The 14,484-nt window shown below is 68.4% G+C and carries 11 protein-coding genes and 1 pseudogene; 4 read left to right on the forward strand and 8 right to left on the reverse strand.

Going from position 1 to position 14,484, the window contains the following annotated elements; translation table 11 throughout:
• Positions 1-3: 3 nt before the first annotated feature.
• Positions 4-363, reverse strand: a complete 360-nt coding sequence (locus tag ACV7NN_RS16845) for a YciI family protein (protein ID WP_463350708.1) — start codon at positions 361-363, stop codon at positions 4-6.
• An 88-nt stretch (positions 364-451) separates the two neighbouring features.
• Positions 452-1,384, reverse strand: coding sequence for an alpha/beta fold hydrolase (locus tag ACV7NN_RS16850; RefSeq protein ID WP_463350709.1), 933 nt, complete (start codon positions 1,382-1,384; stop codon positions 452-454).
• A gap of 124 nt (positions 1,385-1,508) precedes the next feature.
• On the opposite strand from ACV7NN_RS16850, the gene ACV7NN_RS16855 reads away from it, so the two are divergent.
• Both ACV7NN_RS16855 and ACV7NN_RS16860 read left to right on the forward strand, forming a co-directional pair.
• Positions 1,509-3,374: a gamma-glutamyltransferase family protein gene (locus tag ACV7NN_RS16855; RefSeq protein ID WP_463350710.1), complete on the forward strand. Its 1,866-nt coding sequence runs from the start codon at positions 1,509-1,511 to the stop codon at positions 3,372-3,374.
• 59 nt (positions 3,375-3,433) lie between these two features.
• Entirely contained in the window at positions 3,434-4,405 is a 972-nt protein-coding gene (locus tag ACV7NN_RS16860) for a Dyp-type peroxidase (RefSeq protein WP_463350711.1), read from the forward strand.
• 68 nt (positions 4,406-4,473) lie between these two features.
• On the opposite strand, the gene ACV7NN_RS16865 is transcribed toward ACV7NN_RS16860, so the two are convergent.
• The 6 genes and pseudogenes from ACV7NN_RS16865 to ACV7NN_RS16890 all read right to left on the reverse strand — a co-directional run bounded on the left by ACV7NN_RS16865 (position 4,474) and on the right by ACV7NN_RS16890 (position 12,308).
• Positions 4,474-6,135, reverse strand: a complete 1,662-nt coding sequence (locus ACV7NN_RS16865; RefSeq protein WP_463350712.1) for a DUF222 domain-containing protein — start codon at positions 6,133-6,135, stop codon at positions 4,474-4,476.
• 146 nt (positions 6,136-6,281) lie between these two features.
• The gene (gap, locus tag ACV7NN_RS16870) at positions 6,282-7,277 is read right to left on the reverse strand and encodes a type I glyceraldehyde-3-phosphate dehydrogenase (RefSeq protein ID WP_463350713.1); all 996 of its coding nucleotides are present in this window, start codon (positions 7,275-7,277) and stop codon (positions 6,282-6,284) included.
• Between the two features lie 173 nt (positions 7,278-7,450).
• A complete protein-coding gene (locus ACV7NN_RS16875) occupies positions 7,451-8,398 on the reverse strand; it encodes a GlxA family transcriptional regulator (RefSeq protein WP_463350714.1) in 948 nt (315 codons plus the stop codon).
• Between the two features lie 319 nt (positions 8,399-8,717).
• Positions 8,718-9,959: pseudogene (locus ACV7NN_RS16880) on the reverse strand (alpha-hydroxy acid oxidase); the annotation flags it as partial.
• Positions 9,952-10,725: a FadR/GntR family transcriptional regulator gene (locus ACV7NN_RS16885; protein ID WP_463350715.1), complete on the reverse strand. Its 774-nt coding sequence runs from the start codon at positions 10,723-10,725 to the stop codon at positions 9,952-9,954. The gene ACV7NN_RS16885 and the pseudogene ACV7NN_RS16880, both read right to left, overlap by 8 nt.
• Positions 10,726-10,850: 125 nt before the next feature.
• Positions 10,851-12,308, reverse strand: coding sequence for an MDR family MFS transporter (locus ACV7NN_RS16890; RefSeq protein WP_463350716.1), 1,458 nt, complete (start codon positions 12,306-12,308; stop codon positions 10,851-10,853).
• Between the two features lie 190 nt (positions 12,309-12,498).
• Between ACV7NN_RS16890 and ACV7NN_RS16895 the strand changes: the two genes are divergently transcribed.
• Positions 12,499-13,167, forward strand: a complete 669-nt coding sequence (locus tag ACV7NN_RS16895; RefSeq protein ID WP_463350717.1) for an ArsR/SmtB family transcription factor — start codon at positions 12,499-12,501, stop codon at positions 13,165-13,167.
• Positions 13,164-14,441: an MFS transporter gene (locus ACV7NN_RS16900; RefSeq protein ID WP_463350718.1), complete on the forward strand. Its 1,278-nt coding sequence runs from the start codon at positions 13,164-13,166 to the stop codon at positions 14,439-14,441. Before ACV7NN_RS16895 ends, ACV7NN_RS16900 begins: the two co-directional genes overlap by 4 nt.
• The last annotated feature ends 43 nt before the right edge of the window (positions 14,442-14,484 follow it).

Below are 14,484 nucleotides of genomic sequence, written 5' to 3' on the forward strand. Positions count from 1 at the left end.
GCCTCAGACTTCCGGCGGCCCGCCCGGGATCGGGCGCACTTCGACCACGTTCGACCACTTCACGATGCTCTCGGTGATCTCGAGCAGCCGCGCCTCGCTCTCGACGTCGACGATCCAGAAACCGATGACGGACTCCTTGGCCTCCGCGAACGGACCATCGGTCGTTGTGACCGCGCCGTCGACCAGGCGGACCGTCTTCGCTGTGCTCGGATCGGCGAGCCCTTCGTTGAAGACCATCTCACCCGCGTCGGTCAGGTCCTTGTCGAGTTGGATCATCGCGCCGATCATCTCGCGCACCCACTCGGGTGTCCGCGTCTCCATCATCGACTCGGCGCTGCCGAACATCATGATCATGTACTTCATGGTTCCTCCGGGGATCGGGCGCCCTGCTGGACGCGTCACAGGTGAGTCGGAGCGGATGCGCGTTTCTCGACATCCGCACCGGGCGGAATCAGAGCAGCCTGTCGGACAACCACGGACGGATGATCGGGAGCACCGCATCCGGCTGCATCGCGCCCGTGTGGTCGAGGCCTTCGAGCACGTTCACCTGCCAACCGAGTCTCTCGAGCGTGTCGCGTTCGCGCACGAGCGGACCCGCGAGATCCACCGTCACGTCACCCCAGGTCTCGCCGTAGTCGATCGTGTCCGCTGAGCCGGCGAAGCACAGGCGCGGAATCGTGAGACGGTCCTGGATCGAGCGGTCGTCGAAGCCCTGCAGCTCTCGGTAGAGGGTGAGGTACTGGCGGGTCTGCTCCTCGGTCAGCGTGATCTCGACGGACGACCAATCGAAGTCGGCGGGATCGAAGTCGGCGGCGTCGGATGCGGCGGCGTCGGATGCGCTGGCGGTGTCGGATGCGTCACCGCCCTCAGCTCCGCCCTCTGCATCGCCCTCCGCACCGGCCGCCCGGCGCTCGGCCGCTTCGATCGCCCGGTCGTGGCCGGCCTCGGTCACCGCGAGCATCTCCTCGTAGGGCCCGTCGAGCGGCGGGTAGCCGCCCATCACCAGCGCCGAGAGCCGGTCGGTGCGCAACGCGAGCTGGAGTCCTGCGAGAGCAAGCCAGGAATAGCCGTAGAAGGCGAACCGCTCGGCGCCCACCGCATCCGCGACCGTCAGGAAATCGAAAGCGACGTTGTCCGGCGTGAGGGTGTCGGGTTTCGGATGCTCGGCCAGGTGCCCCTCGTAGTCGAACGCGACGACGCGGAACCGGTCGCTCAGACCGTCGACGAGTCGGCGTCCGAGAGCCGGATCGACACCCCACCTGCGGAGCTCATCGGCCCGGTCGCCGTCGACCGGCACCGGGTCGACGGGGAGCAGGATGGCCGGACCGGTTCCCTCGATCACCGCATCGATCGTGGAACCGTCGTTCAGCAGGATGCCTGGCATGCGAACCACCCTTCGCCGCATCGTTTCGGGAGGCGCACCTCACCGTGCGGTCCCGGGATTCGTGCGTCACTCTATACGGTGGAAGCAGACGTGGCGAGAGCGCCCGTACGCGAAAGGATCATCGATGGCCCCCTTCACCCAGCCGGATGCCTTCACGACTCGGCCCACCCTCGAGGGCACATTCGGCATGGCCGCGTCGACCCACTGGCTGGCGAGCCAGAGCGCGCAATCCGTGCTGGAGCGCGGTGGGAACGCGTTCGACGCCGCGGTCGCCGGGGCGTTCGTCCTGCATGTCGTCGAGCCGCACCTGAATGGACCGGGCGGCGACCTCGTCGCGATCGTCGCGCCGACCGGTGAAGAGCCGCAGGTGCTCATGGGGCAGGGTCCGGCGCCGGCGGGAGCGTCTGCCGCCGCCTACCGCGAGCTCGGTCTCGGTCTCGTGCCGGGCTCCGGTTTCCTGGCCGCAGCGATTCCCGGATCCGTGGATGCCTGGCTGCTGCTGCTGCGCGACCGCGGTACGTGGGAACTCGCGGATGTCTGGGAGTACGCGATCGGGTACGCGCGCGATGGACATCCTGTCGCTCCCGGCGTCGTGAAAACCATCGGCGCCGTCGCGGAGTTGTTCCGCACCGAGTGGCCGACCTCCGCCGACCAGTGGCTGGTCGATGGTGTCGCACCGGCCACGGGCTCGGTCGTGCGCAATAAAGCGTGGGCGGCCACGTTGCAGCAGCTTCTCGCTGGGGCGGATGCTGCGGCGACGCGCGAGGAACGGATCGACGCCGCACGCGCAGCCTGGGCGGGCGCGGTCGTCGGCGAGAAGGTGGAGGAGTTCGTCGCGACTCCAGCCCTCGACTCGTCCGGCGAGCGGCATGCCGGCGTGATCGCCGCGAGCGACTTCGCCGGGTTCCGGGCGAGCTGGGAGGCGCCGGTTTCCGGAACCTTCCGTGGACGAACCGTCCTGAAGGCCGGGCCGTGGTCGCAGGGTCCCGCGTTCCTCCAGGCACTCGCGATCCTCGACGGTTACGAGGACGACGAGCTCGACCCCTCGACGGCTGCGGGCATCCACCGCATCGTCGAAGCACAGAAGCTCGCCTTCGCCGACCGTGACGCGTACTACGGGGACGGCGTCGATGTCCCGGTCGAGCACCTGCTCTCGGCCGAATACGCTGCCGAGCGCCGTGCGCTCATCGAGTCGAGCGCCTCGGCCGAGCTGCGTCCCGGTTCTGTTCCGGGGTACGGCGATCGCTCGCTCGGCGATCACCCCGTCGCCGGGTCCGCGCCCGTCGACGCGACCGAAGCGCCCGTCACGAGTGCAGCATCCGGCGAACCGACCCTGGGCGTCCGCGGCGAAGCACGCGTCGCGAGTGCAGCATCCGGCGAACCGACCCTGGGCGTCCGCGGCGAAGCACGCGGCGACACCTGCCACATCGATGTCGTCGACCGCTGGGGCAACCTGGTCGCTGCAACCCCGTCCGGTGGCTGGTTGCAGTCGTCTCCCTACATCCCCTCTGTCGGGTTCGCGCTCGGGACGCGCCTGCAGATGACCAGGCTCGAACCCGGACTCCCGACGACGCTCACGCCGGGGCTGCGGCCGCGCACCACCCTGACCCCGACCGTGCTCGTGAAGGACGGACGTGCGTATGCCGCGTTCGGCTCGCCCGGCGGGGACCAGCAGGAGCAGTGGCAGTTGCCGTTCCTGATCCGGCATGTCGTCGGCGGCTACAGCCTGCAGGCCGCGATCGACGCACCCAGCTTCCACACCACCTCGCTCGTGAGTTCGTTCTGGCCTCGCGACTGGGAACCTGCCGGTCTCGTCGTCGAGAGCCGACTGGGGGATGAGGTCATCGAAGAACTGCGTCGGCTTGGGCACCGGATCGACGTGAGCGGACCCTGGGCGCTCGGTCGGTTGTCCGCCGTGTCCTGGTTGGATGGCATCGTTCGTGCAGCCGCGAATCCGCGGGGCATGCAGGGGTACGCAGTCGGGCGCTGAGCCTCTGTGCAACGGCCTTCGCGCACGCTAACCTGCTCGAAGGAGCAGGGGAGGACCGGATGTCAGACGGAAGCTGGAACCGCGTACCGATCGAGCCGCAGAGCGTCAATGCTCCGCTGTCCGCATCCGCGATCTTCCTCGTGGTCACTATCGGGGATTCGGAGAAGGCACTCGCGACCGCTCGTTCCGTGATCGCGGACATGGGTGCGCTCGTGCGGGCCGTCGGCTTCCGGGACCTGAACGGGCGCCTTTCCTGCAATGTCGGTATCGGACGCGAAGCGTGGGATCGGTTCGGGCAGTCCTCGCGTCCAGCCCAGCTGCATGTATTTCCTCGGATCGTCGGGGCCGAACGTCCGGACGGGAGTCGTCACACTGCCGTGTCGACACCGGGGGACCTGCTGTTCCATATTCGGAGTGAGCGCAGCGACATGTGTTTCGAGCTCGAACGGTTACTGCTGGATGCGCTGGGCGACGCCGTCACGGTCGTCGACGAGGTCAGCGGGTTCCGCTACTTCGATGCGCGTGACCTGCTGGGGTTCGTGGACGGCACCGAGAACCCGACCGGCGACTCCATGTGGATGTCATCGTTGATCGGCGACGAGGATCCGGAGTTCGTGGGTGGCAGCTACGTTGTTGTGCAGAAATACCTTCACGATCTGGACGCCTGGGCCGCGCTGTCGACCGACGAGCAGGAACGCGTCATCGGGCGGACCAAGGCCGACAATGTCGAACTCGATGGCGACACCGAGCTGCGTCCCTCGCACAAGACGCTCGCCACGATCACAGACGCGAACGGCGTCGAGCACGACATTCTCCGGGACAACATGCCGTTCGGGCGTCCGGGCAGTGGCGAATTCGGGACCTACTTCATCGGCTATTCGCGGGACCTGTGGGTGATCGAGCAGATGCTGCGGCGGATGTTCATGGGCGACCCGCTCGGATCGTACGACCGCATTCTCGACTTCTCGACGGCGGCAACCGGAACGACATTCTTCGTGCCGTCGAACGACCTTCTGGAGTCGCTGGGCTGACAGTCGCGTTGCGCGAGGGACTGGTGTCGGCCGCAGCTGTGGCTCGTGCCCCATGGTGGTGGTTGGGTTCATGGTGGTGGTTCGGGGAGTTGTATTCGTCCGCCGCGGCGGGGGGTTTGGGTGGGGTCGTGGTGTTGGGGTGGGGTGAACCAGGGCACGTTGTTGTGGATGTGAATGTTCCAGCCGTCGTCGTGGATCCGGTGGTGGTGGTGGGAGCAGAGGAGGATGCCGTTGGTGAGGTTGGTGGGGCCGGTGTCGCGGTCCCACCAGTGCAGGTGGTGGGCGTGGGTGTAGGCGGGTGGGTGTGGGCAGCCGGTCCAGGCGCAGCCGCCGTCGCGTTCGGCGAGGGCGTGTTTTTGGGCGGTGCTGAACAGGCGTTGGCTGCGGCCGAGGTCGAGGACTTCGCTGTGGCCGCCGAGGATGGCGGGGATCAGGTGGGCGTCGGCGGCGAGTCGGCGGGCGGTGGCTGCGCTGACCGGGGTGGGGGTGCCGTCGATCTCGGCGGCCCCGGTGCCGGTGCGGAGGGCGGCCAGGGGGATCCGGATGATCATCGTCACCGGTGGCCGGGTGGCCGCGTGGGTGCAACCGGCGCGGTGCCGGAACACCTCGACCGCCCCGTCCGACCGCAGCTGCGCCAGCGTCCGGGTCTCCGGCATCCCCATGTCACGCCCGGACGGGTCGGCTCCGGACTCGTCGGCTCCGGACTCGTCGGCTCCGGTGGGGTCGGACTGCGCTGGGAACCGGACCCGGCCGGCCGGGTCCGTGGCTGACGGGTCTCCGCCGCCTGTCCACGTGCCGCTGGAGCCCTTACGGTCTTCAGCACTGGATTCGCCGTTGCCGTGACCGTCGGAGCCGCGGTGGTGGTTGTGGGTGGTGTGGTAGTCCTGGGTGACGTAGGCGTGGATCTGGGGCAGGACGTGGCCGGCGGATTCGGCATCCAACCACCAGTCGATGTGGGTCATCCCGTCCGGGCTGGTGGTGATGCGCAACGACCGGCGCCGCCGGTGCAGGTGTTCGCGGGGTTCGATCCCGTCCGCATCCAACCGGTCCCGCACCTGGATCGCCAGCCGGCGTAACTGTTCCACGGTCAGGGCGGGGGCGTGCTGGATCAGCGCCCGCTCCCCGACACCCCGGTTCTCCAGGGTGCAGCCGGGACCGGTCTTGCCCAGTTCCCGGATGATCACCGCCGCCTGCTCCACAGACACCGACCACCCCGACGTTCGCCCGTCTTCACCGGAACCGGCTTCAGCGCAGCCGTCGTCGGCGCCCGGGTCGGCTCGACGGTCGTCGCCGGCCGGCACCGGACCCAGCAGAGCGTGCGCGAGGTCGGGGAACTCGGCCGGCAGCTCGCCGCCGAGCAGGCTGTGCCGGGGCGCCACCGCGGTGGCGACCGCACACAACTGCCGGGCCGCCGGCAACGCCGTCTTCCACAGTTCGGCCAGCAGCGACCCGATGTCCCGGTGCCCGGCCGCGCGGACCGGATCCGAATCCGGGTCCACCCGGCAGGCCCGGTCCAGGGCGGCGATCCGGGAGACGGCGACCCGGTCCACCGCCGCCCGGACCGCACCAAGCGCGGCCAACGACCGGACCAGCAGCTGCGCCTCCGACAAGCCGGATGACTCAGACTCGGCATTCGGAGTGGCGTCCGGCACCGCATCCGCCTCGAGCACGCGCAGCGCGTCGAGCGCCGCAGCGACCGTATCGAGGTCGGACACCGGTGGGAAAGTCATGTACCAACCCTGCCAGACACCACCGACATCCAGCCGGTTATAAACAGCCTCTGATCAGGAATTTACCTGTGGACAGCATCCGAAGACCACCACCTGTGAACGACACGACGAAAGCCCCGAGCAGAGACACCGATCGAAGCATCCGCTTAGCGCGCGAGCAACTCCAGTGTGTCCACCACGCGGTTGGAGAAGCCCCATTCGTTGTCGTACCAGGCGACGACCTTGACATGCCTGCCATCGACCCGCGTGAGAGCTGCATCGAAGATCGAGGACGCGGGCTGTCCGGTGATGTCGCTCGACACCAAAGGCTCGTCCGCGTAGTCGAGGATCCCCTTGAGTCGACCATCCGAGGCCGCACGGTAGGCAGCGAGGACCTCGTCGCGTGTCACGTCACGGGAAACCGTCGTGTTCAACTCGACGATCGAGCCGACAGGCACGGGTACGCGGATGGAGTCGCCGGACAGCTTTCCATCCAGCCCTGGAAGCACGAGCCCGATCGCCTTGGCTGCACCGGTCGTCGTCGGGACGATGTTCACCCCGGCGGCACGTGCGCGGCGCAGGTCGCGATGCGGCCCATCCTGCAGGTTCTGCTCCTGCGTGTACGCGTGGATGGTGGTCATGAATCCGTGTTCGATGCCGGCGAGGTCGTCTAGGACAGCGGCGAGGGGCGCCAATGCGTTCGTGGTGCACGAGGCGTTCGAGACGATCACGTGCGCCGCCGGGTCGTACGCATCGGTGTTGACCCCATAGGCCAGGGTGACGTCGGCGCCGTCTGACGGGGCGCTCACGAGCACGCGCTTGGCGCCGGCGTCGAGGTGGGCACGGGCGGCATCCGCCGAGGTGAAGCGGCCGGTGGATTCGAGCACGATGTCCACACCGAGTTCGCCCCACGGCAGGTTGGCAGGCTCGCGTTCGGCGAGAACGATGATGCGTCGCCCGTCGACGATGAGGTCCGTGCCATCGACCTCGACGGAGCGACCGAGGCGACCGATGGAGCTGTCGTATTTGAGCAGGTGGGCGAGGGTCTCGGGGGCGGTGAGGTCGTTGACGGCGACGACTTCGAGGTCGCTGTCGCGCTCGAGGAGTGCACGCAGGGTGTTGCGTCCGATGCGGCCGAATCCGTTGACGGCGATGCGGGTCATTGATGGTTCCTTTCCTTCTGCCGTCCATGCTCACCCGCCAAGGCCCTCGCGACCAGTGGCCTGAACGACAGCATGCGCAAGAAAGGCGCCACCTATTCAGACAGTCACCACAAGATTCGCGCCAGTGGGACGGCAGGGCCGGCAGTGGGACGACAACGCCGACAGCGGGGCTCTCAGGCCGAGAACGTGTGCCGGTATTCGGTCGGCGAGGTGCCGAGGATGCGCTGGAAATGCATCCGGAGGTTCGCCCCGGTTCCCAGACCGACACGATCGGCGACCTGCTCGACACCGAGGTCGGTGCGTTCGAGGAGCTCACGCGCGAGATCCAGTCGCGCGCGCAGCACCCACTGCATCGGTGTGTATCCGGTGTCTTCGATGAACCGCCGCGAGAAGGTGCGCGAAGACACACGGGCGTTCCGGGCCAGGGCTTCGAGGGTCAGCGGCTCCGAGAGATGCGCGAGCGCCCACTCCCGCGTGCTCGCGAACACATCGCCGAGGGGTTCCGGCATGCTCCTGGGCACGTACTGCGCCTGTCCTCCGCTGCGATACGGTGCCGCCACGAGCCGTCGTGCGACGTGGTTGGAGAGACCGACTCCGTGGTCGCGCCGCACCAGATGCAGGCACAGGTCGATTCCGGATGCGGCGCCCGCGGAGGTGAGCACGTCGCCCTCGTCGACGAACAGGACGTTCTCGTCGACGTGGATGAGCGGATGTTTCGCAGCGAGCGCCTTGGCATAGTGCCAGTGCGTGGTCGCCCGTTTGCCGTCGAGGAGCCCGGTGGCCGCCAGTGCGAACGCTCCGGTGGAGATCGCCGCGAGGCGGGTCCCGCGTTCGTGGGCGGCCGTGAGCGCGCTGACGACCGATGCAGGCGGTTCCGCCGACGCGGGGTCCCGGTAGCCCGGGATGAAGATGGTGTCCGCGAGCTCGAACGCTTCGAGCCCGTCGGCGACGTGATACGAGAGGCCATCCCCGCCGCTGACGAGACCCGGCTCCGCCCCGCACACGCGCACGTCGTACGGCATGCTCGGACGATTGGAGAAAACCTGCGCTGGGATGCCGACATCGAGTGGCTTCGCACCTGCGAGCACAAGCACGGCGACGTGGTGGTTTGTCCGACTCATCGGGTCTCCTTCGACTCGAAAGCTCGTAAGAGCTGGGCGCAACCGCTGCTCGACGCCGCTGATGCGCTCCCAGGCGGGTCCGGGCCTATTCTGTACCCGTGCGCGGTTTCGGAACAGTCCGCGCTTTCGCTGACGACGACGTTTTCGCCGTGGTCGGGGCTTTCGTCGTGCTGCGAGCGCCGGCCGCCGCAGCGGTGGCCGACGACGTCGACGCGGGACCGCTGGCCGCGCGACCCGGTGCGGCGGCGGGTGCAGTCGCTTTCGCCGGGGCGCGCCGCACGGATGCACGGGGTGCCGCATCCACGACAGCCGCTGCATCCGCCGTCGACCGCGCTAGCGGCGTGAGGCGTGCGAGCTGCGTCACGTGCCCGGGGTTCAGTTCATCGAGCGATGCGACACCGAGGAGCCGCATGGTGCGTGTGATCTGACCGGAGAGGATCGCGATGGTGCGGTCGACGCCCTCGCGGCCACCGGCCATCAGGCCGTAGAGGTAGGCGCGGCCGATCATCGTGAACCGGGCCCCGAGGGCGATCGCCGCGACGATGTCCGCACCCGACATGATCCCCGTGTCGAGGTGCACTTCCGTGTCCCGCCCTACCTCGCGAACGACATCCGGGAGGAGGTGGAAGGGGATGGGCGCACGGTCCAGCTGGCGACCTCCGTGGTTCGAGAGGGTGATGCCGTCCACGCCCATCGACGCGAGCTTTTTCGCATCCTCGAGGTTCTGCACACCCTTGACGACGAGCTTGCCGGGCCACTGCTCTTTGATCCAGGCGAGGTCCTCGAAGGTGACGGTCGGGTCGAACATCGAGTCGAGCAGGGCCGCGACGGTTCCGGACCAGCGGTCGAGCGAGGCGAAGGCGAGCGGCTCGGTGGTGAGGAAGTTGATCCACCAGGCCGGACGCGGGATGGCGTTGACGACCGTCTTCGGAGTGAGGGTGGGCGGGATGGTCATGCCGTTGCGCGTGTCGCGGAGGCGCTGGCCGGCGACGGGGACGTCGACCGTCACGAGGAGCGTGTCGAAACCGGCGGCGGCGGCACGCTCGACGAGCGCCATCGAACGCTCCCGGTCCTTCCACATGTACAGCTGGAACCAGTTGCGACCGTCGGGGTTCGCGGCCTTGACGTCTTCGATCGAGGCGGTGCCCATGGTGGAGAGGGAGAAGGGGATGCCCGCGGCGCCCGCAGCGGCGGCACCGGCCCGCTCGCCTTCGGTCTGCATCATGCGGGTGAAGCCGGTCGGTGCGATACCGAACGGGAGGGCGACGGGCGCTCCGAGGACCTCGCGGGAGGTGTCGACGGTCGATACGTCGCGCAGGATGGCCGGGTTGAACTGGATGTCCTCGAAGGCCTGGCGGGCGCGGGCGAGCGAGATCTCGGCTTCTGCCGCCCCTTCCGTGTAGTCGAAGGCGGCCTTGGGGGTCCGGCGCTTCGCGATCGCGCGCAGGTCGCCGATGGTGAGGGCCGCATCCAGTCGCCGCTTCTTGCTGTCGAGTTCCGGCTTCTTGAACTTCATGAGCGGCGCGAGGTCGCGCGGACGGGGGATTCGGCGTTCAACCATGGTGCGTGTTCCTGTCTGTATTCGAGGGGGTCGTCGGGCCCGGTGTCAGCTGGGAGTCCCGGTAGTAGCCGCTGATGTGGTCGTGGACGAGGGTTCGGGCGAGGTCGGCATGTCCGGCGTGGATGGCGGACAGGATGCGGCGATGCTCGTCGCGCAGGCGGGTGGCCATGCCGTCCCAGTCGGGGAGCCGCTCCGCTCCGGCCTGGACATAGCCTTCGATGGAGCTGCGCAGCCCGGCCATCATCGCCGAGACGACCTGGTTGTCGGCGGCGACGGCAAGTGCGAGATGGAACTGCGCGTCGAGGGCCAGGAAATCCTGCCGGGTCAGTGCGGGCGCGTCCATGGCATCGAGGAGTTCGAGGGCCTCTGCCAGATCGACGGCCGTGTCGCCGCCTTCCGTCGCGGGCGCGAGCTCGGAGAGTTCGCCGACGACCGCGGTCTCGAGCAGGAGTCGCGTACGGACGACATCGGCGACGGGAAAGCCGCTCGCTGCGACCTGCAGTCGCATGAGTGCCTGCATTCCGCCGTTGGGCCGGGCGACGATGATCGCTCCGGAGTTCGGTCCGGAGCCGGTCTGGGTGCGGATGAGGCCCATGACCTCGAGCACGCGAACTGCTTCGCGCACGCTCGAACGCCCGACATCGAGTTCGCCCGCGAGCGCTCGCTCGGGGGGAAGGTGGTCGCCCGGCTGGAGGCGGCCTTCGACGAGCTGGGTCTCGATGTGGGAGAGGACCAGTTCCCAGGCGCGACGGTCGGCGACGGTCATGAGGCCCCCTCTCGCGAATCGGATCTGTGGTCAGACCACATGTGGTCCGACCACAGAATAGCGCACTGTCGGACGTGCGGCCACTCGTGTGGGGTGCTCGTCCGTGAAGGCCGGTGCGAGCGCTGTCAGGCCGTCTCTTCGTCGGGCCGCACCGCCGGCCGTGCCAGCTCGATGTCCTCGACGCGTCCCTTCGGCATGGCCAGACCGGCCGTGATCGTCAGGACCGCCGCGATCGCGACCGCGAGGAACACGGCGCCGGCTGCGGCTTCGACCGTTTCCGGATCGTGCTCGCCCTGCGCAGACGCCGAGATGATCGCATTGGCGATCGCGCCGAAGATCGCCACACCGACCGAACTTCCGATCGAGCGGGCGAACAGGTTCGTGCCGGTGACGACGCCGCGTTCGTTCCACGGAACGCTCGACTGCGCCGCGATCAGCGTCGGGGTCGCGACCAGTCCCATCCCCAGCCCGACGACGAAGCAGCTGATCGCGACGACCGCCACGCTCGGATGCGAGGACGTGAGAAAGAGGCTGACGGCTCCGATGACCGCTACACCCATCCCGAGAAGCGCGGTGTTGCGGAAGCCGATCCGCAGGTAGAAGCGACCGGACAGGGATGCGCTGATCGGCCATCCGAGCGTGAGCGCCGCGACGGCGAGCCCCGCGACGACCGGGACGGCGCCGATCGACCCCTCCAGGTACGTCGGTACGTAGGAGGTGAGCCCGATGAGCATCGCGCCGACGCCGAGAGAGATGAGTGTGGTCGTGACGAGGAGGCGTCTGGAGAAGATCCAGAGCGGAAGGATGGGCTCCGCCGCTTTCCGCTCGACCAGGACGAAGGCGATCAGAAGGATGGCGCTGAGCGCGAAGGCGCCGATGCTCTGCACCGAATTCCACGCCCACGCCTGGCCGCCTTCGAGCACGGCGAGGATGAGCAGGCTCATCCCTGCCGTGAGCAGCACCGCGCCCGCGTAGTCGATGCGGTGACGGCGGGGCTCGATGCTCTCGTGGAAGTTGCGGATGATCATCCAGGCGGCGATGAAGCACAACGGGATGTTGACGAAGAAGATCCACCGCCAGGACGTGAACTGCGAGAACACGCCGCCGAGCGTCGGACCGACGACGGATGAGATCGCCCAGACGCTGGCGAGGTAGCCCTGGACCTTCGCGCGCTCGGCGACGGTGTAGATGTCGCCCGCGATCGTGACCGCCATCGGCTGCACCGCACCGGCCCCCAGGCCCTGCACGACGCGGAACGCGATCAGTGCCGGCATGCTCCAGGCGAAGCCGCACAGGATCGAGCCGAGCAGGAAGAGGGAGATCCCGACCAGGATGATCGGCTTGCGACCGAGCGTGTCGGCGAGCTTCGCGTAGACGGGAACCGAAGCGGCCTGGGCGAGCAGGTACACCGAGAACAGCCAGGGGAACTGGGAGAACCCGCCGAGATCGGCGACGATCGACGGCACGGCGGTCGCGAGGATCGTCGCGTCGATCGCCACGAGCCCGGTCGTGAGCATGAGCGCGATCAGCACCGGTCCGCGCTCCGAACGGAACCCGACCCCTTGGTGTACTGCGGTGGACATGGGCCTCCTGCGTGAATGCTGGCGAACGACGACTCTTCCAACAACGTACGCGTTCCGCGAGCATTCCCGTGACGCCTGTGGAGAGATGTGCGCTGTGGAGAGATGGGCGCTGTGGAGATGCGCACTGTGAAGCACCGTGAGCAAAGCGACTCGCTTGTGCCCCTCCGCACGGGCGGGCATAATGTGAAACATGTCTTTCACATCGGATTCGGAGCTGGGCCGCCAGGAGGTGCGCCGCGAGGTCACCGACGTGCGCGCGCTCCGCGCCCTCGCACATCCACTCCGTCTCGCACTGCTCAACCACCTGATGTCGTTCGGCGCGCAGACGGCCAGCCAGTGCGCAGAAGTCGTGGGCTCGACGGCCTCGAACTGCAGCTACCATCTGCGCTCCCTCGCCCGGTTCGGGCTCGTCGAGTCGGTGGATCCGGTGGACGGGCGCGAACGCCCCTGGCGCAGCACGGCGACGGGGCTGCAGTTCGGCGCGACCGACGACCGGGCGACGGCGCTCGGCATGGACTCGGCCGAGCGCGTACTCATCGAGAAGCAGATCGACGACGAGGCGAACCTGACCCGTCGCGCCGTGGCACAGCGCGACGAGCTCCCGCCCGAGTGGCGCGACGCGACCATGCTCTCCGGGTACGCGCTGCGCATGACACCGCAGGAGCTCACAGCGCTCGGCGAGCAGTTGGATGCGCTCATCCGCCCGTACATCGGCCTGACCCGGGCGGACGCCCCCGAGGGCAGCGATGTGGTCGAGCTGCGACTGAACGCCTACCTGCACCCGGATGCCCTGCGAACGGCGGCCGCGCGCCGCACCCGCGAACCGGGGCAGCACATCGCGAAGGACGACGACCGATGACCGACACCCTCGTTCCGGCTCCTCGCCTGCGCTCGCCGCTGAGGCAGCGCAACTTCGGCCTCGTCTGGGCCAGCGGTCTCGTCTCCGACACCGGAGACTGGCTGCTGATGATCGCGCTGCCGCTCTTCGCGTTCGCTGTCACCGGCTCGGCGCTGGGCGCATCCACGGTCTTCCTCGCCGAGCTCATCCCGATGCTCCTGCTCGGCAGCTTCCTCGGGGTGCTCGTCGACCGCTGGGACCACCGCCGCACGATGATCGTCGTGAACCTGGTGCAGGGCGCGTTCCTCCTTCCCCTTCTCTTCGCGAGCGCGGAGCACATCTGGATCGTCTACATCGTCGCCGCGGTCGAGGCGTGCCTCGCCGCCCTCGTCAACCCCGCGAAGCAGGCGCTCGTGCCGCAACTCGTCGGTCCTGAGCAGCTCGGCACCGGGAACTCCCTGATGGCCGTGAGCGAGAATCTCGCGCGTTTGATCGGCTCTCCGCTCGGCGGCCTCGCCTTCGCGACGGTCGGCCTGCCCGGGGTGGTGATCGTGGATGCGGCCACCTACGTCGTCAGCGCCATCCTCGTGGCCCTGAGCCGGCCACTCCCTCGGCGGGACGAGCACGCCGACGGTCCACTGCCGCGCGTCCACTTCCTCCGCCAGTGGGTGGACGGCCTCGCAACGATCCGCCGCACCCGTCCCCTCGGCGCGATCTCCGTGATCACGCTGCTGGGGCAGTTCTCGCAAGGCATCTTCCTGGTGCTGTTCATCGTCTACGTCGTGCAGCAGCTCGGTGCGGGCGACACCGCGGTCGGATTGTTGCGCGGGGTCCAGGCGATCGGGGGAGTGGCGGGCGGACTTCTCGTCGGCGTGCTCATCCGCAGGTTCCCGCCGCAGGCGCTGGTCGGCTGGGGCTACGTCGTCTTCGGCGCGATCTCCATGCTCACCTGGAACCTGTATTCGGTCACGACGGCCATCTGGGTCTACGTCGGACTGTTCATCGTGGTCGGCATCCCGGCGGTCGCGACCTCGGCCGGCACGATCACCATCGTGCAGCGCGTCACGCCGGCGGATGCCCTCGGTCGGGTGGTCGCCAGCTTCGAAACGCTCGGAGGAGCGGCGCAGGGGCTCGGGCTGCTCGCGGCCGGGCTCCTCGTCGAGCACCTGGATGTGGTGGCGATACTGAACGGTCAGGCGACCATCTACATCCTGTGCGGAGTGATCGGTCTGATCTTCCTCGGCCGCGCCGGTGCCCGCGACGACACGGTAACGGGGCGCAAAGCCGCCCAGTAGCGCGAAACTCGCCCTGATTGCCCGGGATTTCCGCTGCCGGGCA

The sequence above is a fragment of the Leifsonia sp. Ger2509 genome, assembly GCF_055231915.1.

What these genes read in the sequence shown, in the direction of transcription:
- ACV7NN_RS16845 (WP_463350708.1), bottom strand. Translation starts at nt 363, where the DNA reads ATGAAGTACATGATCATGATGTTCGGCAGCGCCGAGTCGATGATGGAG.
- ACV7NN_RS16850 (WP_463350709.1), bottom strand. Translation starts at nt 1,384, where the DNA reads ATGCCAGGCATCCTGCTGAACGACGGTTCCACGATCGATGCGGTGATC.
- ACV7NN_RS16855 (WP_463350710.1), top strand. Translation starts at nt 1,509, where the DNA reads ATGGCCCCCTTCACCCAGCCGGATGCCTTCACGACTCGGCCCACCCTC.
- ACV7NN_RS16860 (WP_463350711.1), top strand. Translation starts at nt 3,434, where the DNA reads ATGTCAGACGGAAGCTGGAACCGCGTACCGATCGAGCCGCAGAGCGTC.
- ACV7NN_RS16865 (WP_463350712.1), bottom strand. Translation starts at nt 6,135, where the DNA reads ATGACTTTCCCACCGGTGTCCGACCTCGATACGGTCGCTGCGGCGCTC.
- gap (WP_463350713.1), bottom strand. Translation starts at nt 7,277, where the DNA reads ATGACCCGCATCGCCGTCAACGGATTCGGCCGCATCGGACGCAACACC.
- ACV7NN_RS16875 (WP_463350714.1), bottom strand. Translation starts at nt 8,398, where the DNA reads ATGAGTCGGACAAACCACCACGTCGCCGTGCTTGTGCTCGCAGGTGCG.
- ACV7NN_RS16885 (WP_463350715.1), bottom strand. Translation starts at nt 10,725, where the DNA reads ATGACCGTCGCCGACCGTCGCGCCTGGGAACTGGTCCTCTCCCACATC.
- ACV7NN_RS16890 (WP_463350716.1), bottom strand. Translation starts at nt 12,308, where the DNA reads ATGTCCACCGCAGTACACCAAGGGGTCGGGTTCCGTTCGGAGCGCGGA.
- ACV7NN_RS16895 (WP_463350717.1), top strand. Translation starts at nt 12,499, where the DNA reads ATGTCTTTCACATCGGATTCGGAGCTGGGCCGCCAGGAGGTGCGCCGC.
- ACV7NN_RS16900 (WP_463350718.1), top strand. Translation starts at nt 13,164, where the DNA reads ATGACCGACACCCTCGTTCCGGCTCCTCGCCTGCGCTCGCCGCTGAGG.